Source organism: Mesorhizobium sp. M1329, from assembly GCF_040318035.1.
Lineage (GTDB): Bacteria > Pseudomonadota > Alphaproteobacteria > Rhizobiales > Rhizobiaceae > Mesorhizobium.
This window is the reverse complement of sequence record NZ_JAMYLN010000036.1, coordinates 1-22,026: the sequence shown is the minus strand read 5'-3', so window position 1 is coordinate 22,026 and position 22,026 is coordinate 1. Positions and strand designations below refer to the sequence as shown.

Here is a 22,026-nt window from a genome sequence, read left to right as displayed (position 1 = left end):
CATGGCCCTAACTCCTCAGTGGCTGAACGCCGGCGACAGCGTCGAGTCCTTCTGCGCCTTGTTGACTTCGTCGCGCAGCGCCTCCCAGACACGGGCGCGGTGATGGTTGAAGGCAGCACTTGCGCGGATGTCGCCGTCGCGCGGCCGCGGCAGGTTGATATCGATGATCTCCTTCACCGTGCCCGGACGCGCGGTCATCACCACTACCCGGTCGGCCAGAAAAATCGCCTCGTCTATCGAATGAGTGACGAAGATCACCGTCGTCTTGATCTTGCCCCAGATCCTGAGCAGTTCGCCTTGCAGGATTTCGCGGGTCTGCTGGTCGAGGGCGGCGAACGGCTCGTCCATCAGCAGCACTTCGGGATTGCTGGCCAGCGCCCGGGCGATCGCCACGCGCTGCTGCATGCCGCCTGAAAGCTGGTTGGGAAACCGATCCTCGAAGCCCGCGAGGCCGAACAGCGACAACAGATGGCGGGCCGTGGCGGTGCGCTCGGCTTTGGCGACGCCACGCACTTCCAGCGCATATTCGATGTTGGCCAGCGCTGTGCGCCAGGGAAACAGTGCATATTGCTGGAACACGTAGCCGGTCTTGGGGTCGGGTCGGGTAATCCGCCTGCCGTCGAGCTGGACGCCGCCGCTGGTCGCTTGCGTCAGCCCGCCGATAATATCGAGCAGCACCGACTTGCCCGAGCCGCTCGGCCCGACCAAGGTGATGAACTCGCCGGTGCGGATGGCGAGATCGACGCCGTCTAGCACGATAACGCGGTCGGTCGCCTCGCCGTCGACGGTAACGAATTGTCCCGGCTTGAGCTGAAAAGTCTTCTTGATGTTGCTGACGACGATGCGGTCCATGTCTCTACTCCGGTCGTCTCTCTGTCACTGCGCCACGCGGATGCGGTGCGTCGGGTCGAACTCAGAGCCGCCGGCCTTGCCGCGCTGCCAGCCGAGCGCGCGGGCATAGCTGCCGAACAGATGGCGCGCTTCGACCTCCATCTCGCTGATGCCAGTCGGCCCTTCGGCGAACTCGGCCACATAGAGCGCATCGGTCGGGCAGTAGATTTCGCAGAGAAAGCAGGTCTGGCAGTCTTCCTGCCGCGCGATAGCCGGCACGCCGTCCGTCGCGTCGAAGACATTCGCCGGGCAGACCTTGACGCAGATGTCGCATTCGACGCAGCGAGTGGCCGAGACGATCTCGATCATGACGCCAACTCCGCCAGCCGATCGGGTGCTCCGGCGATGCGGAAATCATCGACGCCGGTGATCACCAGCCGGTGCGCAAAGGCCGGGTTCTTGCTCGGAAGATCGGTGCGGCGATGCATGCCGCGGCTCTCGCTGCGATGAAGCGCGGCAGTGACCGACCAGCGCCCGGCAGCGGCGATCGACGCCGCCTCGCGGGTGCGTATCCGCTCCAACCCCTCGCCTTGCAGATGGTCGCGCACGTCGCGCCAAACGCTCTGCAGCCGCTCGCCGCTTTTTTCGAGACCAGCACTGGTGCGGAAGAAATTCTTGTCCAACGGCACGACTTCCGCGCGCACCGTCTCGATGATCTCGTTGGTGGCGATATCGGCTCGCGGCGAAGCCGCCGGGCGCAGGCCGGCTTGGCCGAGCGGCTGGACCTCGCTGCGGAACGCCTTGCCGGCGCGGCGTCTGGCATGGGTCGAAGCGCCTTTGCCGGCCCACCAGCCGCTGGCCAGAGCCCAGGACGAATTGACGGCGCCGCCACCCGAAACCGCGCCGGTCATGATCTCGCGGCTGGCGGCGTCGCCGGCGGCGTAAAGACCAGGCACGCCGGTGCCGCAGTCGTCGGACACGATGTCGATGCCGCCAGTACCACGCACAGTGCCTTCGGCGCGCAGCGTAACGCGGAACAAATCGTTGAAGGGGTCGATACCGGCGCGGTCATAAGGCATGAAGCAGTTCGGCTGGCCCTGGCGCAGCCAGCCTTGCAGCGCGAGCTCGGCCTGGTCGAGCCGCGCATAGACAGGCCCCTCGATCAGAGCACGCGCCACTTCCTCCTCGCGGTCGCCGATGCCGTTGCGTAGCGGCTCACCGGTCGGGCCGAGGATCGGCGAACCGTCCTCGCGGTGGAATGACGCCCAGCGGAACGGCAGGCCCTTGTTCAGCGACGAGCCATGCGGTGCCAGCGTGTACTTGCCGGTGAACTCCATGCCCGACAGGCTGGCGCCGGCTTCCGCCGCCATCAGATAGCCGTCACCGGTCAGCCCGCTCGAGCCGAGGATGCGTTCGCGGAAGGCGCAGCCGCCGGTCGCCAGCACGACCGCCTTGGCATCGACCCGCCAGTCGCGCTCGACCTGGCGGCCGACGCCGGCAGCACCGACGACCGCATCGCCGTCCGACAGAAGTTCGAGCGCCGGATGATGGTCGAGCACGGTCACGCCGGCCAAAAGCACACGGCGGCGCATGAAGCGCATATAATCCGGTCCGCGCAGATTGGCGATGTAGAGCCGCCCGTCATCCTGGCTCGGAAACGGATAGCCCCATTCGGAAAGTTGCAGCAGATTGCGGTAGGCGGTATCGACGCAGCGCAGCATCCAGCGCTGGTCGGCGAGCTCGCCGGTGCGCTGCCAGCGTCGCTCGACCACCGCGTGCCTGTTGTCGCCCGGCGGCACGCACCACGTTCCGGTATTCGAGGGCGCCGTGGCGCCGCTGGTGCCGAGATACCCCTTGTCGGCCAGCACCACGCTCGCCCCGCTTTCAGCCGCTGCGATGGCCGCCCAGGCGGCTGACGGGCCACCTCCCAGCACCAGTACATCGGCGGCAAGATGCAGCCTTTCGGGCGCGGATCGAATGGCTGTCGTGGTCTTCGGCATGATCACTCGCGGAAAGGGAGTTGGCGGCGGGCTAAGGGCGGCAGGTTCGGCTCAAGCCGCCCTGGAGAACCACACCGGCTCGTTGCCGGCGCTCCACTTGATGTTGCAGCCGATCGACGGCACCCGGTCGGCGGCAGGCGTTTCGCCCTTCAGCACCGCGTCGACGGCGACGCGCAGATCCACCCCCGTCACCGGCCTGCCGTTGCCTGGCCGGGAATCGTCGAACTGGCCGTGATAGGCCAGCCGACGGTCGGCGCCGAACAGGAAGAAATCGGGCGTGCAAGCCGCGCCATAGGCTTTCGCCGTCTGCTGCGAAGCGTCCTTGAGATAGGGGAAGGTATAGCCGAATTCTTCGGCCTGCTCGCCGATGCGGGCCAGCGTCTCCTCGGGATGTGCTTCATGGTCGTTGGCGTTGATCGCCACCACCTGCAACCCCTTGTCGGCATAGTCCCTGGCGAACGCCGCGAATTGCTCGCGGATCAGCAAGACGAACGGGCAGCGATTTGAGATGAAAGCCACTAACAGCGCCTGCTTGGCATCGAAATCGGCAAGCTTGTGCAGCACGCCACTGGCGTCCGGCAGCAGGAAATCGGCAGCTCTGGTTCCAAGGTCGATAGGATTCGATTCAGTTTTCGGCATCGATGCTCTCCCTTTGGGCGCCCGGCATTGCGGCATTCTCGCCTTGTAAGGCTTGGGCGAATGCCACGGCCGCTACAAATTCACTTTAGTCTATGAACTTAGTAGAATTATAGGCCAGAGAGGCAGTTCGCGGTCAAGCTAGCGGGATAGAATATCGTGCCAATGTTTGTGCCGGCCCGGCAACTTTGTTTGGCTGGGCAAGTGCCTCTGAGAAAAGAGCGCGCCGGCCGGGTAAGGGCAGTCGGCGTGGCTTTCGTCGAGATCGCCGACGAAGGCGAACGGCAGGCCATCGACAACGCGACCGGCATTGAACTGCACTGGCTGCCGAGAAATGGCGTGCAGGCCGGCGTTGACGACAGGCTGGCGCACGCCATCCGGTCGGTCGCATGGCCGACCGGTTTGGCATTCGGCTGGTTCGCGGCCGAAGCGGCTGCTGCCAGGACGGTGCGCGAACACTGGCGCGGTACACTGGCGCTCGGCCGCAACGAAACACTGGCGGCAGCCTATTGGCGGCGGGGCGGGACTGATGGCCGGCTAGAGCTTGCTCACCATCGCTTGCGCATGTTCGCCCAGACCGATGGCGATCCGGTCGCCAGAGACAATGCCTGATGTGTCGCAGACGACCAGCGGCATGCTGATGTCGTAGAGGAATTCGGCAACGATGGCGCCAACGGCAAGGATCGGGTCCGGCCGCTCCAGGATAATGCCGGCCGGCGCCGTGCCCCTGCGGATCGCTTCGGCCAGAACCGAAGACGAGGACGACGACCCCCGCCCGCTCGGCATCACCAGGATCTTGCCGGCGATATTGCCGCCCAGGTCCGGATGCGAATAGTCGATGATGTCGCCCGTTTCGACGTCGATCCCGCCCCAGAAGCTGAGCGCCTGCGAAAGCACCAGCGCCGGGCCCTGTGCCGAGCCGGAAAGGTGGAATGTACCGGTTCTGGTCGGCGCCTTCATGGCGCGGCTCGCACGACGCGGCCGGCCGCAGCCGAGCGGACGCAGTCTTCCATGTCACCGAAGGCCACCGAGACACCGATATTGCCAGGTGCGTAATGCGCCCATTTGCCCGAATTGGTCATCACCACGCCATCGAGACGCTCGAGGATCGACGTGACATAGGTGCAGGTGTCGGTGACCGGAACGAGGCCGAACTCTTCCATGCCGGCCAGTGCGCCTTCGTCCTGCAGTCGCGTCAGCGTGGCACGCCCTGTGTTGACGTAGATCGGGACGCCCCTGCCCGGCGCAACTTCGCGCAGCAGCGGCAACAGGCGCATCCACTCTTCATGGGAGAAATGCGGCGTGCCTAACGACACGGCTGCAAGCTGCACGCCGTCGGGGACGCTCGACAGCCTGACCAGCGCATGGTGGATGTCGGTCCGAGAGATCCGGATTTTTTCCTCCGGCACCAGGCCGTGCAAGGCCTCATCCAGCGTTTTCGCCTCCGGCGTGATGCCGACGGCATGAAATAGCGCCACCGCACCCGTCGTTGCCGCCGCCGCCCCCAGCGCCTTCAGTTGGTCCTCGTCGCGCGGCTTTGGCAGGCCCGATATGACAGGGATGCGGTCGCCAGCCCTGTGCCCAACGATCAGCCCGACGCCGACAAACAGGGCGTCGCTTGGCTCGAAAGCAGCGTCGGTCAGCTCAAACAGGATCTGGCCTCGTCGATTTTCACTCAGATGCAGCCCCCAGGCCGGCGCGCGCCCGGTCATTGCGCAGCACAAATCGATGAAATCGCCATAGCGGTTGGTCCGCGCGCCGATCACCGAATTGGCAAAGACGATGGCGTTGGATTCACCCCAGGCGATCTGCTCGCCGAACCTTGGCCGGAACCGAGTCTGATAGGGTGCGCAGGTGAAGGTCGCCTGGCAGCCGAGTTCCAGATGCGCATTCATCAGGCGTCGCGCCGGCGCTTCTTCCGCGGCCGGCATCTTCACCAATCCGGGATGGATCAGATCGAACGAACCTACGTTCAGCGTCGTCGGCACCCGAACGCGGCCGCCGCCCTCGATCAGCCTTTCGACGAAATCGAGGCTGGCCTGGCCGTGATAGAGGCAGCCGTCGATATGCGCACCGGCAATATCCAACAATTTGTGCGCGCCGACCGCCTTCGAAAAGGCAACCAGGATCTTCATGGCGGCAGCCGCTGCCGAGCCTTGCTCGCCATGCAGCATCGACTGGTCGCCCGCATTCAATTCAAGCGACATCGAGTATTCCGCTCACACTTTGCCCGACCATGCTCCCCGATTGCGGACCGCCTGGCAAGACTGAAGGATTGGATCTGCTAGCTCGCGTCGATCAGCACCGTACTCTCCGACGACCAGCGCAGCACCACCTCTTGTCCTTCCGCCAGCTTTTCGATGCCGGTGTTCTGCACGATGACCTTGATTGTCTGGCCATCGCGATCGACAAAATACGTGCTGTTGTTGCCGGCGAAGATGCGCTTGGAAACCCGCCCCGTGAGCATGTTGGCACGGGCTTCGTCCGGAACGCCGGCATTGGTGGCGATGCGGATTCGTTCAGGCCGCACGGCGCAACTCGCCTTCATGCCGGCGACAAGCGTAACCCCCGCGCCTGCGGCAATCCCCGTTCCGTCAGGCAGCCGGATGCCCGTACCAGTGGCGTTGCCGCGAAGGATGTTGGCGTCGCCTAGGAAGGTGGCGGCAAACTCACTCTTCGGCCGATCGTAGATCTCCTCGGGAGGGCCTTCCTGCACCAGCTTGCCATCGCGCAGAATGCCGATGCGGTCGCTCATCGTCAGCGCTTCTTCCTGGTCGTGGGTGACGAAGATCGTGGTGATGCCGATCTCGCGCTGAATACGCTTCAATTCGATTTGCATGTCCACGCGCAGCGCCTTGTCGAGCGCGCCGAGCGGCTCGTCGAGGAGAAGCACGCGCGGCGTGGTGACGATCGCGCGAGCGAGCGCCACCCGTTGGCGCTGGCCGCCGGAGAGCTGGTGCGGCCGGCGACCACCGAGCGTGCCGAGTTGCACGAGGTCGAGTGCGCGCTGCACCTCGCTGGCAATCACCGCCTTGGGCTCGCCGCGCACCGACAGTCCGAAGGCGACATTGTCGGAGACGCTCATATTGGGAAAGAGCGCGTAGTTCTGGAACACCATGCCGATGCGCCGCTTCTCCACCGGCACCCGCTCAACACTTTCGCCGCCTATGGAGATGCGACCAGAGTCGGGAAAGTCGAAGCCTGCGATCTGGCGCAGCAGCGTGGTCTTGCCGCTGCCGGAGGGACCGAGCAGGGCGTAGAAGCCGCCGTCGGCGAAATCGATCGAGACATCGTCCAGCGCCTTGTGCGCGCCAAAACTGCGCGACACATTCGATACCTGCACGCCCGCCATTATTTCTCTCCGCCGAATTTGAAGAAGCGCGCCGTCAGCAGCATCAGCGCCATCGACACAACAATGATGATCGTCGAGACAGCATTGATCTCGGGCGTGAAACCCTTGCGGATCGCCGCGTAGATTTCGACCGGCAGCGTCGTTTGGCCGGGCGTCGACAGAAAGTAGGAGACGACGAACTGGTCGAAGGACACGGCGAAGGCGAACAGCCCGCCGGCAATGACGCCCGGCATGATCCAGGGCAGCGTGACGCGGTTCGTCACCTGCCATTGATTGGCGCCGAGCGAGCGCGCCGCCTCTTCCAGCTCCGGCGCAAATGTCTGCAGCCGGGCCGAGACGACGACGATGACATAGGGCAGCGCCAACGCCACGTGGCCGAGCAGGATGGCATGCAGCCCGCGGCCGATGCCAACGCCGAAAAAGAAAATCAGCATCGCCGTGCCAGTGATCAGCCACGGTATGGCGATCGGCGGAAACAGTAGCGCCTGCAGGAATTTCTTACCGCGGAAGTCGTAGCGATAGAGCCCTAGCGACGCCGCGGTGCCGAGCGCGGTGCAGATGATGGTAGTGATGACGGCGATCTCGACGCTGTTTCGCGTGGCCGCGATCAGCTGATTGTTCTGCCAGAGCGAGGCATACCATTCCGTCGTCCACTCGAACGGCAGCTGGTAAAAGGGCGAGACGTTGAATGACATCAGCGCCATGATGATGATGGGCAGGTACAGGAAGGCGAGCAGCATCAGAATGTAGACCCGGCCGAGCCATTCCAGGATTCGGGTCGTCGCCACTAAGCGGCCCTCCGCAGCACCGGCGAAGTAACCGCCAGGATGACCAGCACCACAGCCAGCAGGATAAAGGACAGTGCGGCACCCAGCGGCCAGTTGAACACGGCAACGAACTGGTCCTCGATGACAGTGCCGTAGAAGGTGCCGGTGCGGCCGCCGAGGATGCGCGGTTCCATGAACGAGCCAACGACCGGCACGAAGATGAGTACTGCGCCCGCCACTAGCCCCGGCATCGACAGCGGAATCATGACCCGCTTCAGCACCTGCAGCCGCGAGGCGCCGAGCGAGCGCCCGGCCTCGATCAGCGAGTCATCGATGGCCTGCAGGGTCAGATAGCAGGTCAGCACCATGTAAGGCACGTAGGAGTGCACCAGCCCGATGATGACGGCCGGATAGGAATACATGAGATCAATGTTGATCTCGAACGGCAGCACGGCGTTGAGCGCTGTGTCGAGAATGCCCCCTTCACGCAGCACCATCGCCCACGAGAAGATGCGCACCAGCCCGTTCGACCAGAACGGCAGGATGACGAGCAGGAAAATCGCCTCGCGGCTGCGGCCTTTCAGCACCTTGGCCAGCACGTAAGCGGCGGGATAACCGATGACGATGCACCACAGCGTCACCTCGAGGCCGAGGCGCAGCGAGGCCACCAGCAATGTCAGGTAAAGGCTTTGTGAAAAGAAGGCGGCATAGTTTTCGAGCGTGAATGCCCACGGTTTTCCCGACAGCGGCAGGTCGGTCATGAAGGAGAAGAAGACCATGGCTGAGAGCGGCAGGAAAATTGCAACCGTCAGCCAGAGATAGGCAGGCGCCAGAAGCGGCAAGGCCGATCTCAGCCCGCTGCGCGACGCGGCTGCGATCTGTACTGCCATGACATCTTCTCCCAGGATAGGAAGGATCAGCCGACATTGATGGTCGGCTGATCGCGGCTTCTGCTGTTACTTCACGTCGACCTTGAGCTGCTGCCAGAGTGCCAGATAGGTCTCGCGCTGCGCATCAGTAATCGGCGCTTGGAACTGGATGCGCTTGGCGACTGCCGGGTCGCCCATCACCTTGCGGTTGAAGGAACCCTCTGGCAGCGCTTCGACCGCCTTGGTGTTGGCCGACACCGGCGCGCCGACCTTGGTGACCCATTCGACATAGAACTTCGGGTCGATCATGTAGTTGATGAAGGCTTGCGCCCCGGCGACGTTCTTGGAACCGGCCGGAATGGAAAAGGCGTCAAGCCAGGCGACGGCACCCTCCTGGGGAATGACCAGCGAGACCGGCAGCTTGAAATGCGTCTTGGCGCGGTCGGCCGAGCCGCTCCAATAGGTGCCGATGTCGATCTGGTTGGAGGCAACCATCTGGTTCCAGTCGTTCTCCGAGCTCCAGAACGTCTTGATCTGCGGCATCAGCGAGGTCAGCTTCGCCTTGACCGCCTCCATGTCCTTGACGTCGTTGATGTTCTGGCCGGTAGCGATGGCGCCGAACTGCACGGCCTCGACGGCATCGTCACGGATGGTAACGCGGCCCTTGTGGGCGGGATCCCACATTTCGGCGATGCTGGTCGGCGGCTTGTCGAATGACTTGTCGTTGATGGCGAGCGCCGTCAGCCCCCAAACCCACGGCACCCCATAGACCTTGCCGTCATGGACGAGCATCGATGATCCGGCCTTGTCCTTGCTGATGTCGGCATAGTTCGGCAGCTTGGACGTGTCGATCGGCTGAATGAGCTTTTCCGCCATCGCCTGATCGTTGAAGGCGGCATTGATCATGACGACATCGTAAAGGCCGGGATTGGTCCTGAGCTTGGTCAGCATTTCCTGTTCGGAATTGAAGAAGTCGTTGACGACCTTGTTGCCGGTTGCCTTTTCGAAGGCGGCTATGGCCCAGGGCTCGTCGGCGCCATAGCCCTTCCAGTTGAGTACGTGCACCTCGTCGGCCCTGGCGGCCAGCGTAAGGGCCGAAGCGAAGACAGCGGTTGCCGTCAGAAAAGCAGTCAGTTTGGGCATGCGCATGTTCGTTCCTCTCATTATTACCCGGTTGGCGGGCTTGTTATCCCATTAGGCTGTCAGAAATGGGCCTCTTGCTTCCGGCCATGCACGGTCGTCGGTCGATCGTCATGGCTGAGGAATCGCTGGATCTCCTGGTCGTTCGGCGCCGACGACCCGCCGTGGCGGGTGACCGAGAGCGCCGCCGCCGCATTGGCGTAACGCGCCGCTTCGAACGGCGACACGCCATGCGACAGCGCGCTGACGAAGGCGCCGATATGAGTGTCGCCGGCGCCGTTGGTGTCTACCGCCGCGACCTTGAACCCGGGCACATCTTGGGCGGTGCCGTCGGCCAGCCGCACGAAGCAGCCTTTTGCGCCAGCGCGGACGACCACGCCTGCCGCGTTGGGGCAGTGGCTGGCCAGCAGCCGGGCAGCAATAGCCTCGACATCGCCGGTGCCGGCGATCTCAGCCGCTTCGGCGGCGTTGCAGCTCAGCCAGCTCGTGCGCGCCAGCACCCGGTCGAGAATGGTGCGCGGAATGTCTGAGATGATCGGCGTCGGATCGAAGACTAAAGGAATTTCCGCCGGCAGCACCTCGATCCAGTCGACAAGCGCCTCTCGGCTTCCCGGATAGCTAAGCGTATAGCCGGAGGTGAACACCCAGTCGCCCGGTGCGACCGAGATGAGCGCCATCATGTCAGGGCTGAGCAAACTCTCTGCACCAGGCCACGAGACGAAGGTACGCTCGGCATCGCTCGAGATCATGGCGACGCAATTGCCACTGTCCAGAACCGGCGATGGCGGCGTCAGTATCTCGATCCCCTCAGCGGCTAAGGCCGTGCGCAGGAAGTCGCCATTGGGTCCGCTGCCGAGCTGGCCGCCGAACACCACCTTCATGCCGGTGCGGCTAGCCGCGACCATCATGTTGAAGCCGCCACCGGCAACTTGCGCATAGCTAGACGCGGTCTTCTCCGTGCCCGGTGCCGGCAAGGCGTCGATACGGTAGACATAGTCGACCACCGCGCTGCCGACATGGACGAGACGCCCCTTCATGCCGCCGCATCCTTGCCGCTACTGGTCTTGTCCACACGGCCCTTGGACATCCGCGCCACAACAAGGTCGGCGGCGAGCGCGCTGACCTCCGTCATGTCGATACCTTTGAGGCCAGCAATGCGGTTCTGAGGCAATAGGGAAAGGCCGGTGCAGGCACCGGCCATGCCGGCCGCGATGGCGCCGATCGTGTCGGTGTCGCCACCGAGATTGGCGCTGATGACTGCCGCCTGCCAGGGATCACCGCTGGCGACTTCCAGCACCGCGAATGCAGCAGGGACGGATTCCTGACTGGCGACGCCTGTGCCGACCAGCTCGGTGATCAGCCGGATCGCGTCCTTCGTCGGCTTGCCGCGTACGAGCTCCTGCGCCCACCCAATGCGCGCGGCGATGTCACCGCCGGTCACCCAATGGCCGAGCGTTTTCCCGTGCCTTGCCGCGGCGATGGCGCTGTCGGAAGCGGCGCGCCAATCGCCGCCGGCGACGCCGTAACTGACAGCGGCCGCAACTGCAGCTGCGGACGCAATGGCAATCGAGGTGTTGTGCGTCGCACGGCAGGTCTCGGCAACTTTGGCGACCAGCGCTTCCAGCGGCTCCGGCGGCATCATGATGCCGACTGGCGCGATGCGCATGGCCGCACCATTTGTGTCGCCGCCGCGCCCCGCTTCCTCCGGCGCCACGCCACTTTTGATGGCGTCGATGGCGCGTTTGGTCGATGGTCCCAGCAGGTCGTAGCTGCCGCGCGCTTTGACGTCGCGCTCCCAGTCGAGCAGCGCGTTGACCCACCGCGCATGGTCGAACGAGTTACCGGATTCGACCAGGATGCGGCCAAGCAGAAGCGCCTGTTCGGTGTCGTCGGTGATCGTTCCGGCCGGGAGTCCCTTCGACACCGGATGGTCGGCGAAAGGAGAAATGAAGCCTTCGACATGGCCGTAGAGTTCGCCAATCCGGGCCGGCGACAAAAGCTGCGTCGGCATGCCCAGCGCATCTCCCAGTGCCCCGCCGACAAGCGCTCCCATGGCCCGATCGGTCATGTTCCCGGCGTCGTCCAGCATCACTCAGAACCTCATGTGCAGCGCAAAATGCGCCGGGTTGAGCAGGCTGGTCACATATTCGATCGGCCGGTCATCGGCCGCACGCGTCAACCGACGACCGCGCAGGAACGGCGTGCCTTGCGGGCAGCCGAGGATGGCGGCGTCCTCTGCGTTGAGCATTTCGATGCCGACCCATTCCTCGCCATGGTCTGGAATGAGGCCGGCGCCGCGCAGCGTCTGGTGCAGCGAGCCTTCGCGCAGCCCACGCAACGGCACGTCCTCCAGTTCGGGTGACAATGGCAGGCGGCTGCGCTCGATGGAGATAGCATGGCCGTCGCTGGCATTGGTGCGCACCCGGTCAACAGCGATGAAGAACGGATTTTCTATTCCAAGCAGTGCGGCAAGATCGGGGTCCTCGATCACCTCGAGCCGCAGTGTCCGCGTTTCGGCATTGGCGCCGGCGTTGGCGAGCGCCCGCGACCAACCGATTGAGTCATCAACGGGCTTGCCATCGAAGGTGACGAAAGAGCCGATGCCGACCTTCGTGGTGATCAGCCCGCGGCTGGACAGTTCCTCGAGGCCCTTACGGACGGTGTTGCGGCTGACGGAGAAACGCTGGACGAGCTCGTTCTCGCTTTGCAGCCGGTCGCCGAAGCCGAGGACACCGGAGCGGATTTCCTGTTCGAGAACGGTGGCGATCTGTTCGGGCTTGCCCGTGCCGGGAGACGATGGAACCACGCGGCGGACCATAAGCATACCTGTTCATTGCACCTGTATAATCCTGTGCAATGTATCTGCAAAGCCAGCTCTGTCAACCAACAGCGGGAGGGGCCACACAGATAAACCAACCTACTTGATGATACCCAGTGGCCATGAAGCCATGCGAGGTGCGGCGGGCGAACGGGGTCGCTGGAGATGTCACTGTTCGCTGCTGGAAGACCCCTCGACTGCCCCGTCACCATCTGCAGAATGCGGCAGAATGCCGAAGTCGCGCGACTTGGTCCCATGCGCCGCCGTCAGGAAACCATCGGCTGTGAGACCTCGCCTCAAAAGCTCACGTACAGCGGCCGACCGGCTCGGCATGTGCTTGTCGAAGCGCCAGTTCTCCAATGCCGCCAGTTCATCGACGGTCAGCATGATCTGCAATCGTTCCGGGCGTTCCAGTTCGGACATCTCGGCCTCCAATCATACCAGCCTAAATGCAGCTGAGTTAGTATGTTCCTAATTTTCTGTAGAATTAGGTACGTGAGCAGAATGCGTCAAGGCCTTCAGATGAGCGAGTCATGCAGAAGTCCGATGAAGCGGATCAAGCATCAAATGGGTAATCAACAAAATACGCTAACTATTTGACATAAAATAGTTTTTAAGGAATTTCGCTTGCCAATCACGGAACCTGGGCGCATGGTAGAACACGAGGGACAAACCGCTCCTGAAGGGAAGGTTTTTCCATGCGCTACGGATTTTCGGTTCGCCTGCACGAAGACGTCAGTTCCCGAGTTCGGGCTACATTGCGGTCCGGGATTGCTATCAATCTGACTGCTGTCGCCGAAGCCGCGCGACTGCAGAACCTCGCCGAGAATGTTGCGCGCGAAGACATCGAATGGCTCGTCATGCAAGCAGCCCAGCTCTACGGGGCGGCTATCGAGTTCGACGGCTTCGCGGAAACCGATCTGGCGGAATTTGCGTGCCCTCAGCTAACGCAAAGCAGCCCCGCAGTGGGCTGGGATTCCCTGGAAGACGGAGCGTCCGCTTCGCCGGATCTTGGCCGTCAAACGCATTGAGGCGCGTGCTCTTGTGAGCCCCACCATGCTGCCGCCACGTGCCCCGGCAAAAAGCCCGCCGCAATGGCGGGCTCTGGGCTGCTGGAGGTTTGGTGGACGAAGCCTCTAGGCCCGGTCCGACATTTCATCTGATGTATTCGCCTTAGCGGCGGGCGATAAGCAGGCACAATTGGCGCAGATCGCTGTCGTAAGTGCCTTCGCTGCTGAGCACGTCAACGCAGCGCTTTTTCATTCTGGCCAACTTGTCGCCCGACATGTCGGCAACGACCTGGGGCAAGCTGGGATTGCTGGGATTGGACGGGCTGCCCGGGTTGGGCGGATTGCCCGGATTGCTTCCCCCACCGATCCCGACACCGGCGCCGACATTGATGCCACTGCCGACCGTGACCCCGGCGCCAGCGTTAACGCCGCTGCCGATACCTACCCCGGCGCCCGCCGCGATGCCGCTGGAACCGCCGATCGTCGCGCCGGCACCGGCGTTGATGCCGCTTCTGCCCCCGACCGATGCGCCGGCGCCCGCGGCTAAGCCACTGGAACCGCCAATCGTTGCGCCGGCACCGGTGTTAACGCCGCCGCTGCCGCCCACCGAGGCACCGAGGCCTGCCTTGATGCTGCCGCTGCCACCAACCGTTGCGCCGGCACCGGCGTTGATGCCGCCGCGACCGCCAACCGTCGCGCCGAGGCCGGCTTTGATGCCGCCGTTGCCGCCGACGGATGTTCCAACACCAACGGCAATTCCGTCCGCGGCATTCACGGGCATCGAGAGCATGAAAATAACTGCGCTGCCTGCCACCGCATCGGTGATTGTTTTGATTATGGTGGTCATAACACTCTCCTTGCTGTAGTTGCGCTGAACAGCCCGCGACGTCGCCGGTTGCATACCTACTAATTTGCAAGAAGATGATCGGTTTCTTTGACGATCAACTCGCTGGCTCCATGGTATATTTTCAAAAAACAACCGCGCGAAATTTGTAGTGAAATTTTCTGAAAGTTTTACTTCTGGATGACCTCTACCGATTGAAGCGATGCGAGAGTCAGCTGACGGCCGCCGCAACAGACGAACGTCGCGACGGTTGGCGGCCAAAGAAGGCGAATTCCTAATCTGCAAACCACAACATCAAACCGACCCACGGCAATAGAACAATGGGCCGAGAAGTCCGCGCTGCGCCGGTTTGCTTCACCTGCTGCGTCATTTTTGCCGGAACCTTTGCATCACCCGGGTTGTTTTCTCTGTAGTCGCCACATGATGATAGCCGAATGATGGAGATCAACATGCTTATGAAAATCCTGACAGCTTCCATACTTGCAGCCGGTCTGGCGACCGCGGCGATGGCCCAGAACGCCGGATCGGACAACAACGCGCCTGGCAGCGAGAAGAGCATCGTCGTCCAGCCCAAGCCGAACGGTATTGACCCTGGCACGACCAGCAGCACGATGGGTACGACAGGTGCCATGAACTCCAATGCGGATGAAAACTGCCCTGCAACCCCGCAAGGAGCTCAACCCGATGCGTCCAACAAACCTGCCGGGACGATTTCACCGACTGTCAACGACAACAATTGCGGTAAGTAGTTACCCGCACCAATCGGGCTTACCATCGCAAGTGGGCTTGCGGCAGCAGGACCGGTCAGGACTGGTTCCGCTGCCGATCACGGAACGACGTGCGCCAAGTTGATGGGCTCAACCAACTGCGAGATCCAGCGTTGGAATCAAATCCGCTCGAGTTCACGCTTTACGTGGTCGCGCCTTGGGTTTGCTTCCGTCCTTGGTGGCGGGCGTCGTCTTAGGCTGACGTGGTGTCGGCTTCGGCCGGCTGGCAGTCTTCTCTTTCGTGGCGATTTCTGCGTCGATTTCGGCGGTAGCCTGATCCCAATGCTGCTGATGCGCCCCGTCGGGCCTGCCTGCCTGTTCCCAGATCGCGTGTGCTCGCTGGCGAATCCGTTCCTGCCTGTCCGTCACTGATACCTCCGTCGGCTCGGTTCATGCGTAAACAACTTTGTTTTAGCTGAAATTTCGACCGGCGTCTTGAGCGGCAGGCAACACCGTCATTGAACCTCTCTGTCACACAGGACGGCGACCCCGAGGAGCGCCGCCTTCTTGATGATCAGCCCTTCAAGGTCCGCGTCCGAGCGCTCGGTTCCGGTGCGTTCGCGCAACAGTGCTATCGCTGCCTTCATCGACAGCAGGCCATCGCCTCGTTCAGCAAGCAGTTTGTCGACGGCTGCGGCCACGTTGACCGGCTCGACATGCGGCAGCATGGGAATGGCTCCTTTCCTTGTTTCGAGACGACAGCGGCTCCATCCCGATCCCTCGGGATGGAGCTCTGATTTGGTTATTAGACCGTGACCTTTCCAAACCCGGTTCGCGGTTTGGGAACGCCGATCACTCGATGACCTGCACGATCTTGCGGGTGCCTGGGTCGACGAGCACGGTGCGATTGCCGACGACAACGTATCTGTAATGTACGTCGGGAACATCGATCGGCTGCAGCTCGACCGTATCGGGCAACGTGGAACCGATATTGAGCTCCACCCCCAGAAGATTGATCGACGCCAGCGGGTGCTTGTGGACGTATTCGCGGATGACCGTCTGCTGTTCGGGCGTGACAATCACCTGGTCCGCGGTGGCCACGCCGACGCCGGCAAGCAACGCCAATCCCGCCGCAGCAGGAACAAGGTGGATTTTCATCGTCTACTCCTGTTGTTACGGGCCTCGCCCTTACAATTGCGACACGGCATTCCGGTCGAAGCGGCGAACCCTCTAGGCAAACGCCCACGCCACCTTGTTGTTCCGTAAGTGGCGGCTAATCGAATAACGGTGAAGTGCCCGCGCGATGCGGCGAATGCACTGCGAATGAACGGCGGTGGCCCGCGTCGCAAGACGCGGGCCGATCGGTTTCCCGATCAGCAGCAATACCGGAGGGGGTGATATCTACTGCGTCTAAAATAACATTTAGGACAAGCTAATGTTCCTAAGCGAGTGCAACAAACCTGCCGGCGCAAGCGGCGCGAAGTTGCCGCTCGTCGCTGCTACTGCTTTGGCGGCTGTGGCGGCACCTCGCCGGGCTTGATCACCGGGGTCCTGCCCTCATCCGGCGGTGGCGCCGCCATGCCCTGATCGCCCGTTGGCGGCGGCTTCAGGACCCCACCGCATGGCTCGAGCGTATCGGACAAATTGTTGCCGGCCGGCTTCTGCTGCTGGCTGTTCTTGTCGGGCGGCTCGACTTTGCAGCGGTCGGATTGCGCCTGTTCGCCCGGCTGCGCGGCCGCCGGCACCGCCAGCACCAGCGCACCTAGCATATACGGCAAGAAAATGAGCGGTCTCATGTCAAGCTCCTTTCGCGCCAAGATCTTCTGAATGTGCCAAGATCTTCTGAATGTGAAGGCAGGCAGGCGCGATTGGTTCCGTCGTGCGGCAATGCGCCTGGAACCGCAGTGGCCCGGAACCGGACGCCAGACTTATGAGTTCAACCACTGAGCCAATTCAGGGCCGCTGACATTATGGAGAACCGGCGATGGAACCGCGCAGGAAAGATCGAACCGACGACGAGACCGAGAGCCCGACGATCCAGCAACAGGACTGGGATGCCATCCGGAGCGGGAGAATCCTCCCTGACGGCGTGCCGCAAAACGGCGATATTCGCTATGACGTCGAGAAAGACGGCGAACTGCCGGAGGAAGATGACGATAACGCTTATCAGGAAAGCGACGAGGCCTTGCCGGACGATGCCGACGAACGCGTCATTTCGCGCGACCTTGCAAGCGAGGGTGGTTCTTTCGACGAGGAATGAGCCGCCGCCTGCTTTCAATTCGGGAGGTCGAAGACCGGCTCCTGGCAGCGATAGACCAGACATCGACCGTCACGCGTCTTGATATACGCGGCGCGCGGCACCTGCGGCCAGTCGCATTCATTGCCGAATTGGCGGACGTAACGGTCGTAGGTGTTCTGGCCGGTGGTCAGCACCACCGAGCGATCAGAAGCTGTGCCTGTTCGCACGTCATCGCGCGGCTGTCCGGCCGAGCGTCGGCCGTCGCGGCAAACAGAAGCGCCCCGGCTGTCAGGACTGCCGCTTGTGTCAGCACTCTGGCAAGCATGAAACCACCTCCCGCTAAGCCTGACGCGCATGCTGCTCTGGCAGCGCCGGATCGAGCCGCCCTGTCGCGAAAGAAAGATCGTACAGAATGCGAGGAAAAATGCAAAAAGCCCGCCGCACCTTTCGGCGCGGCGGGCTCCAACTGAACGTCACTATTTCGTCGCGCTTGGGCGGCTTACTCCTCCTTCACCGGCCCGAACCGGCGCACGATCATTTCGAAGACGATGTCTGATAAGGCCGATAGGCGGCAAGCTGGTTAGTGCGGCGCCTCCGGTCCAGCTCCGCCAGCAGGCTGAGATATTCCTTCCTTGCCGCCCGGCTGTGCGAGGCCTTTTGCGGGGCCTTGTCTTTCGAGAAACGGCCGGAGGACGGCTTCGAGGCCGCGGATGCGCTGCCTGATTTCGTCATCGCTCAATGCATCCAGATTGTTGATGTTGACACTAAGATCCTTGGGCAGCACCGACAGCACCAGCTTCAGGTACTGGTCGGGTTTTTCGGCGCGCACCTCAGCGATGACGCCGGCGCCATGGGCGCGAAAATCGGCGCGGATCGCCTCTAGGAAACCATCGGCCAGCGTCTTCTTCGCGCGCTTGGTTCGGCCGGGCTTGCCGGGTGCTTGATCGTGCGGCTGCGGATCGCCGGCGGAAGGGGCCCTGGCCATGCCCTACTCCGCCTTCCCGGCGGAGATCGCCGGCTTCTTGTTGGCCGGCCGCACGATGCGCTTGCGCGGCTTCGCCTTCTTGCCGGCGCGTGCCGACTTCGGCTTCCGCAGCTGGCTTGCCGGTCTCGCATCAGTCGTCGTGCCGGGCTTCATCGCACCGGCGTCAGGCAAGGCATTCAGCCTTGCCCTGAGAATTGCCATCGCCTTGCCGTCGAGTGCTCCCGACGGGAAGCCGAAGCCGCCGACCGCATCGACGGTACCGCCACGCATCATGCCGATCCGCACGCCGGCTGCGACCTGCTCGAAGCGGCCATGGCGGGCATAGGGTGCGGCGCCGGCGAACTCGCCAATGGCGCTGACGACCTCTCGGCCGTCATCGTCGGTGATGATGGTGGCGTAACGGTTGGACATGGGGGCTTCTCTGAAGTGGGCGCACGGGGGCGCGTTAATCTGAGGATCGTCGGGGTCGCGTTCCGTCGCGCCCCCCTCTGTCCTGCCGGACATCTCCCCCACAAGGAGGGAGATTGGCCGTCATCACCGCTTTCGCCAATTTTGTAGGATGCAAAAAAGTGCTGTCGCCCAAGCTGCCGATCTCCCCACTCGTGGGGGAGATGTCCGGCAGGACAGAGGGGGGCGCTGTCCCGCCGACTTACAGCCGGCAGCACGCACATCATTCGATCGAAAAGGAGCCTAAAACAAAAAACCCGCCTCGGCGGGCGGGTCCTTGGAGCCAATTAGCACCATACCCAGATTAGTAGCATAGCTGCCGGCACAAAGCAAGAACAAAATGTGGCACCGGCTGGAAAAAATGCACTGACGACCTCACACCCCCCTCGGTGAACGGCTGGAAAGAGTGCGAAAAAGGCGGGGCATTGCGTGAGACTTGCGTTGATGGGATGGTGGTTGCGCTTGAGGGGAACGCGTCATGGGCAATGTCACCAGTCACTACGGCAGCGAGGGCAGCGACGGCATCGTCGATCGCATATTGGCCGCGATCCCGGACGCCGACCCGGCCGGCAAACTCGCGGCGGCGCAACTCTATCCGTTCGATCAGTTCCATGGCCGCGAACTGACCGCCACGCAGGAGCATGCGGCCCGTCTTGCTCCTTTGCCGACAGATCGAATCCTGGATATCGGCAGCGGCATTGGCGGGCCGGCAAGGTTTCTGGCCTCGACCTATGGCTGCGAGGTCGACGGCATCGACCTGACACCAGCCTTTGTCGCCGCGTCGAGCCGACTGACTGCATTCAGCGGACTGGCAGACAAAGTTCGCTTCCATCAGGCCGACGCAACGAAACTGCCTTTTGGCGACAGCACCTTCGATGCGGCGATCTGCTTCTATGTCGGCATGAACATCGAGAATAAGGCCGCGGTCATCGACGAGGCCTGGCGCGTGCTGAAACCGCGAGGCAGGCTGATCTGGACCGAAGCCGCGCTCGCCGGCGGCGAGCCTTACTATCCCGTGCCCTGGGCGGTTTCTGCGGAGACCAGCCACCTCGCCGATCGGGAAACCTTGAAAACCCTGTTTGTCGATGCCGGATTTCGCATCGACGAAATCGTCGACGAAACCGGCGAACATGTTGAGCTGGCGCTGAAGAGAGCCAATTCCGGCATCGTGCCCTCGCCGGCCCAGCAGCAGGCAAATGAAGTCGTCATGGGCACGGAATTCCTGCAGCGCCGCCGCAACTACATCCGAAGCCTGAGTGACGGAAAGCTCGCCTCGCTCGCCGTGATCGTCTCCAAACCGGCCTAAAACAAAAAACCCGCCTCGGCGGGCGGATCGTTGGAGCCAATTAGCACCATACCCAATTTAGTAGCATAGCTGCCGGCACAAAGCAAGAACAAAATGTGGCGCGGCGGCAAAAAAAATGCGAACACCCTCCTCATCGGCTCCTTTGCTGGCGCCGCGCGACCACTTCTGAATTTCACGCCCTTTCGACCGGCAGGACTGCAATAGAAATTTTGGCCGGAACCGGCTTGTTGCGTGGTCAATTCGATGCTTTGCTGCACGCCTTGGTTGAGGGCGGGAAATCATGAATATTGCAAGGCGTTATCTGGCGGCTGTCATTGGCGCTGCCATGCTCACCGGATGCACAACGATCAGCGAAAACGAATACAAGAATGCTCAAGCCATCATCGGCGGCAGCCCGGCAATCAAGCGCAGCGTGATAACGGGTTGCATTGCACGCCAGGCTGCCAGACCGCTGGTGGAAAGGAAATCCGAAAGCACGATCATGAACGCCAGCCTGGCAAGCTTCCCGACGACATTTTGCAATCGTCTTTGGAATGCGTTTGCAAAAGGACGCATAACCTATGCGGATTACCAGGATCTCTCCTCGTCGACGGCCGACCACAGCAAGGTGATCAAGATCATGCAAGGCCGGTAACCATCCCGTTTCTGCTGCAGCCAAACAAATCAAGGTGTCGACATGGAAGACGGTTCAAGCTCTCTGCTCGGCATTATTATCAGCTGGCTCCCGATGGTTCTGATGCTCGGGGTGTTCGGCTATTTCGTCATGAAACTGGTGCGCGTTCAGCGCGGGTCAGTCGCGGCTCTCGACGCCATTGCGCAGAAGCTGAGCGACATCGACGCTCGCCTGGCCAAGAACGCCGCGGAGCCATCGCCACCCGACCGGTCGTAGACCTGGCCGCCGTCCCACACTGGATCGCAACGCGCGCTGGCGCGTTTGAACCCTAGCCAATGGGAGCAAAGCTATGAACGTCGCCAATCTGCAACTCGAAGGCCTGCTTATGGCCATCGCATCGATCAATCAGGTGCTGGTCCGCAAGGGCGTGCTCTCCGTCGAGGAGATCGACATCGCATTGCGCAAGGCCGAAGCCAGCGAGACCAACGAGGAAAGGTCTGAAGGCATGTCGGCGTCGAGCCGCGACGCCGTCAACTTCCCGATCCGACTGCTGGAGTTGGCCAACCAATGTCAGCCGGAGACGGACATGCCGTCCTTCTCGAAACTGGCGCGCATGGTCGGCCAGATCAAGGAACCTTACAACGACCAAATGTGACGCGGCGACCGAGAATGACCGCCGCAGCAAGCTTTGGCGTCACCCCCTGCCAAGCTTCAGCGCCAGGACGCGGCCCGGCCCATGCACGGCGGCGAACAGCAGCCCGGCCAGGAAGGTGAAGTGATCGACGAAGAAGCCGAACTCCGCCTGGTTGCCGGCCCAGTGCGACGGCCCGTGGAAGGCGAAGCCCAGGAACAGCACATAGGCGCCTGCGACGAGTGCTGCCCAGGAGAAGAAGGCGCCCGTCAGGAAGCATAGAACGAGGACGACCTCGAGCAGGGCTGCGCACCAGGCCAGGAACAGCGGGAATGGAAACCCGGCCGCCGCGATATAGCCGGCGGTGGCGCCGATATCGACGAATTTGAAGATCACCGCCATCAGGAAGACGGCGGCAAAGATCAGGCGGGCGATAAGGATTGCCGCGGTCTGCCACGGCGACTGAACGGTTGATCGAGCGGTTTCCAAGGTCATGATGTCCTCCCAAGAGTTACGTGGTTGTGCCCCAAGGACGCACCACCAGCCGCAAGCCCGACATCATCCCCCGAAAAACCTGAGAGATACAAGCGCGGGGCGAGAAGGCCTTGCAGGACCAGGGTTCCTCGCCCTCACGAAGTGGGGGAGAGGTGGCGCGGCGAAGCCGCGACGGAGAGGGGGCCTTCGCCTGCAAGGAAGAAAAGCCCCTCTCCGGCCGCTTCGCGGCCACCTCTCCCCCCGCTTCGCGCGCTATCGGATTCACACATTTTGCAGATTGAGTTTGGTTCCGTACTTGATGGCGTGGAATTCGGCGAGGCCGATGCGCATGACCTT

General features: G+C 62.5%; 31 protein-coding genes. 8 read left to right on the top strand and 23 right to left on the bottom strand.

The window, feature by feature from the left end; genetic code table 11:
* Nucleotides 1–15: 15 nt before the first annotated feature.
* Genes NKH21_RS27440 through NKH21_RS27425 form a run of 4 tightly spaced genes read right to left on the bottom strand, consistent with a single transcriptional unit; the run spans nucleotide 16 to nucleotide 3,470 of the window.
* Nucleotides 16–852 (bottom strand): ABC transporter ATP-binding protein, encoded by an 837-nt coding sequence (locus NKH21_RS27440; RefSeq protein WP_352668429.1) that lies wholly within the window; start codon nucleotides 850–852, stop codon nucleotides 16–18.
* 24 nt (nucleotides 853–876) lie between these two features.
* Entirely contained in the window at nucleotides 877–1,200 is a 324-nt protein-coding gene (locus NKH21_RS27435) for a 4Fe-4S binding protein (RefSeq protein ID WP_352668431.1), read from the bottom strand.
* Nucleotides 1,197–2,831, bottom strand: coding sequence for an FAD-binding protein (locus NKH21_RS27430; RefSeq protein WP_352668433.1), 1,635 nt, complete (start codon nucleotides 2,829–2,831; stop codon nucleotides 1,197–1,199). The genes NKH21_RS27435 and NKH21_RS27430 overlap by 4 nt, the downstream gene beginning before the upstream one ends.
* Before the next feature lie 51 nt (nucleotides 2,832–2,882).
* Nucleotides 2,883–3,470: a thioredoxin family protein gene (locus NKH21_RS27425; protein WP_352668435.1), complete on the bottom strand. Its 588-nt coding sequence runs from the start codon at nucleotides 3,468–3,470 to the stop codon at nucleotides 2,883–2,885.
* Between the two features lie 201 nt (nucleotides 3,471–3,671).
* Between NKH21_RS27425 and NKH21_RS27420 the strand changes: the two genes are divergently transcribed.
* Nucleotides 3,672–4,079, top strand: coding sequence for an SIP domain-containing protein (locus tag NKH21_RS27420; protein ID WP_352868832.1), 408 nt, complete (start codon nucleotides 3,672–3,674; stop codon nucleotides 4,077–4,079).
* On the opposite strand, the gene NKH21_RS27415 is transcribed toward NKH21_RS27420, so the two are convergent.
* The 10 genes from NKH21_RS27415 to NKH21_RS27370 all read right to left on the bottom strand — a co-directional run bounded on the left by NKH21_RS27415 (nucleotide 4,005) and on the right by NKH21_RS27370 (nucleotide 12,836).
* Nucleotides 4,005–4,427 (bottom strand): aconitase X swivel domain-containing protein, encoded by a 423-nt coding sequence (locus tag NKH21_RS27415; protein WP_352668439.1) that lies wholly within the window; start codon nucleotides 4,425–4,427, stop codon nucleotides 4,005–4,007. The two genes, NKH21_RS27420 and NKH21_RS27415, sit on opposite strands and share 75 nt — an antisense overlap.
* The gene (locus NKH21_RS27410) at nucleotides 4,424–5,674 is read right to left on the bottom strand and encodes an aconitase X (RefSeq protein WP_352868829.1); all 1,251 of its coding nucleotides are present in this window, start codon (nucleotides 5,672–5,674) and stop codon (nucleotides 4,424–4,426) included. Before NKH21_RS27410 ends, NKH21_RS27415 begins: the two co-directional genes overlap by 4 nt.
* A 77-nt stretch (nucleotides 5,675–5,751) precedes the next feature.
* Nucleotides 5,752–6,819 carry an ABC transporter ATP-binding protein gene (locus tag NKH21_RS27405; protein WP_352868826.1) on the bottom strand — a complete coding sequence of 356 codons (1,068 nt, stop codon included), beginning with the start codon at nucleotides 6,817–6,819 and terminating at the stop codon, nucleotides 5,752–5,754.
* Entirely contained in the window at nucleotides 6,819–7,607 is a 789-nt protein-coding gene (locus NKH21_RS27400; protein WP_031194613.1) for an ABC transporter permease, read from the bottom strand. Before NKH21_RS27400 ends, NKH21_RS27405 begins: the two co-directional genes overlap by 1 nt.
* Nucleotides 7,607–8,476, bottom strand: a complete 870-nt coding sequence (locus NKH21_RS27395) for an ABC transporter permease (RefSeq protein WP_352868823.1) — start codon at nucleotides 8,474–8,476, stop codon at nucleotides 7,607–7,609. The genes NKH21_RS27400 and NKH21_RS27395 overlap by 1 nt, the downstream gene beginning before the upstream one ends.
* Before the next feature lie 66 nt (nucleotides 8,477–8,542).
* Nucleotides 8,543–9,604, bottom strand: a complete 1,062-nt coding sequence (locus tag NKH21_RS27390) for an ABC transporter substrate-binding protein (RefSeq protein WP_352868821.1) — start codon at nucleotides 9,602–9,604, stop codon at nucleotides 8,543–8,545.
* 53 nt (nucleotides 9,605–9,657) lie between these two features.
* Complete coding sequence (locus NKH21_RS27385; protein WP_352868819.1) at nucleotides 9,658–10,632, bottom strand: PfkB family carbohydrate kinase; 975 nt, start codon at nucleotides 10,630–10,632, stop codon at nucleotides 9,658–9,660.
* Complete coding sequence (locus NKH21_RS27380; protein ID WP_352868888.1) at nucleotides 10,629–11,684, bottom strand: ADP-ribosylglycohydrolase family protein; 1,056 nt, start codon at nucleotides 11,682–11,684, stop codon at nucleotides 10,629–10,631. The genes NKH21_RS27385 and NKH21_RS27380 overlap by 4 nt, the downstream gene beginning before the upstream one ends.
* A 3-nt stretch (nucleotides 11,685–11,687) precedes the next feature.
* On the bottom strand, nucleotides 11,688–12,413 hold the full coding sequence (locus NKH21_RS27375) for a GntR family transcriptional regulator (protein WP_352868885.1): 726 nt from the start codon (nucleotides 12,411–12,413) through the stop codon (nucleotides 11,688–11,690).
* 168 nt (nucleotides 12,414–12,581) lie between these two features.
* Nucleotides 12,582–12,836, bottom strand: coding sequence for a hypothetical protein (locus NKH21_RS27370; RefSeq protein WP_352868816.1), 255 nt, complete (start codon nucleotides 12,834–12,836; stop codon nucleotides 12,582–12,584).
* A gap of 275 nt (nucleotides 12,837–13,111) precedes the next feature.
* Between NKH21_RS27370 and NKH21_RS27365 the strand changes: the two genes are divergently transcribed.
* On the top strand, nucleotides 13,112–13,444 hold the full coding sequence (locus NKH21_RS27365) for a hypothetical protein (RefSeq protein ID WP_352868814.1): 333 nt from the start codon (nucleotides 13,112–13,114) through the stop codon (nucleotides 13,442–13,444).
* 142 nt (nucleotides 13,445–13,586) lie between these two features.
* On the opposite strand, the gene NKH21_RS27360 is transcribed toward NKH21_RS27365, so the two are convergent.
* Nucleotides 13,587–14,270: a hypothetical protein gene (locus NKH21_RS27360; RefSeq protein ID WP_352868882.1), complete on the bottom strand. Its 684-nt coding sequence runs from the start codon at nucleotides 14,268–14,270 to the stop codon at nucleotides 13,587–13,589.
* A 431-nt stretch (nucleotides 14,271–14,701) separates the two neighbouring features.
* Between NKH21_RS27360 and NKH21_RS27355 the strand changes: the two genes are divergently transcribed.
* The gene (locus NKH21_RS27355; protein WP_352868811.1) at nucleotides 14,702–15,016 is read left to right on the top strand and encodes a hypothetical protein; all 315 of its coding nucleotides are present in this window, start codon (nucleotides 14,702–14,704) and stop codon (nucleotides 15,014–15,016) included.
* A 153-nt stretch (nucleotides 15,017–15,169) separates the two neighbouring features.
* Here NKH21_RS27355 and NKH21_RS27350 read toward each other — a convergent pair whose 3' ends face one another.
* The 4 genes from NKH21_RS27350 to NKH21_RS27335 all read right to left on the bottom strand — a co-directional run bounded on the left by NKH21_RS27350 (nucleotide 15,170) and on the right by NKH21_RS27335 (nucleotide 16,770).
* The gene (locus NKH21_RS27350; RefSeq protein ID WP_352868808.1) at nucleotides 15,170–15,403 is read right to left on the bottom strand and encodes a DUF2934 domain-containing protein; all 234 of its coding nucleotides are present in this window, start codon (nucleotides 15,401–15,403) and stop codon (nucleotides 15,170–15,172) included.
* An 86-nt stretch (nucleotides 15,404–15,489) separates the two neighbouring features.
* The gene (locus NKH21_RS27345; protein WP_352452715.1) at nucleotides 15,490–15,702 is read right to left on the bottom strand and encodes a hypothetical protein; all 213 of its coding nucleotides are present in this window, start codon (nucleotides 15,700–15,702) and stop codon (nucleotides 15,490–15,492) included.
* 124 nt (nucleotides 15,703–15,826) lie between these two features.
* Nucleotides 15,827–16,132, bottom strand: a complete 306-nt coding sequence (locus NKH21_RS27340; protein WP_352564278.1) for a DUF1236 domain-containing protein — start codon at nucleotides 16,130–16,132, stop codon at nucleotides 15,827–15,829.
* A 341-nt stretch (nucleotides 16,133–16,473) separates the two neighbouring features.
* Nucleotides 16,474–16,770: a hypothetical protein gene (locus tag NKH21_RS27335; protein ID WP_352564277.1), complete on the bottom strand. Its 297-nt coding sequence runs from the start codon at nucleotides 16,768–16,770 to the stop codon at nucleotides 16,474–16,476.
* A gap of 188 nt (nucleotides 16,771–16,958) precedes the next feature.
* Between NKH21_RS27335 and NKH21_RS27330 the strand changes: the two genes are divergently transcribed.
* Entirely contained in the window at nucleotides 16,959–17,234 is a 276-nt protein-coding gene (locus NKH21_RS27330; RefSeq protein ID WP_352668461.1) for a hypothetical protein, read from the top strand.
* Between the two features lie 14 nt (nucleotides 17,235–17,248).
* On the opposite strand, the gene NKH21_RS27325 is transcribed toward NKH21_RS27330, so the two are convergent.
* The 3 genes from NKH21_RS27325 to NKH21_RS27315 form a co-directional block, all read right to left on the bottom strand.
* Nucleotides 17,249–17,440 carry a hypothetical protein gene (locus NKH21_RS27325; RefSeq protein ID WP_352868804.1) on the bottom strand — a complete coding sequence of 64 codons (192 nt, stop codon included), beginning with the start codon at nucleotides 17,438–17,440 and terminating at the stop codon, nucleotides 17,249–17,251.
* 353 nt (nucleotides 17,441–17,793) lie between these two features.
* On the bottom strand, nucleotides 17,794–18,198 hold the full coding sequence (locus NKH21_RS27320; RefSeq protein ID WP_352671698.1) for a hypothetical protein: 405 nt from the start codon (nucleotides 18,196–18,198) through the stop codon (nucleotides 17,794–17,796).
* Between the two features lie 3 nt (nucleotides 18,199–18,201).
* Nucleotides 18,202–18,609 carry a hypothetical protein gene (locus tag NKH21_RS27315; RefSeq protein WP_352868802.1) on the bottom strand — a complete coding sequence of 136 codons (408 nt, stop codon included), beginning with the start codon at nucleotides 18,607–18,609 and terminating at the stop codon, nucleotides 18,202–18,204.
* 514 nt (nucleotides 18,610–19,123) lie between these two features.
* Between NKH21_RS27315 and NKH21_RS27310 the strand changes: the two genes are divergently transcribed.
* From NKH21_RS27310 to NKH21_RS27295, 4 genes are all read left to right on the top strand, one after another.
* On the top strand, nucleotides 19,124–19,951 hold the full coding sequence (locus tag NKH21_RS27310; protein WP_352868800.1) for a class I SAM-dependent methyltransferase: 828 nt from the start codon (nucleotides 19,124–19,126) through the stop codon (nucleotides 19,949–19,951).
* A 280-nt stretch (nucleotides 19,952–20,231) separates the two neighbouring features.
* On the top strand, nucleotides 20,232–20,585 hold the full coding sequence (locus NKH21_RS27305; protein ID WP_352868798.1) for a hypothetical protein: 354 nt from the start codon (nucleotides 20,232–20,234) through the stop codon (nucleotides 20,583–20,585).
* A gap of 42 nt (nucleotides 20,586–20,627) precedes the next feature.
* A complete protein-coding gene (locus NKH21_RS27300) occupies nucleotides 20,628–20,840 on the top strand; it encodes a hypothetical protein (RefSeq protein ID WP_352868796.1) in 213 nt (70 codons plus the stop codon).
* A gap of 73 nt (nucleotides 20,841–20,913) precedes the next feature.
* A complete protein-coding gene (locus NKH21_RS27295) occupies nucleotides 20,914–21,219 on the top strand; it encodes a hypothetical protein (protein ID WP_023675713.1) in 306 nt (101 codons plus the stop codon).
* 39 nt (nucleotides 21,220–21,258) lie between these two features.
* Here NKH21_RS27295 and NKH21_RS27290 read toward each other — a convergent pair whose 3' ends face one another.
* Nucleotides 21,259–21,690: a DoxX family protein gene (locus NKH21_RS27290; protein WP_352868794.1), complete on the bottom strand. Its 432-nt coding sequence runs from the start codon at nucleotides 21,688–21,690 to the stop codon at nucleotides 21,259–21,261.
* Nucleotides 21,691–22,026 lie beyond the last annotated feature (336 nt).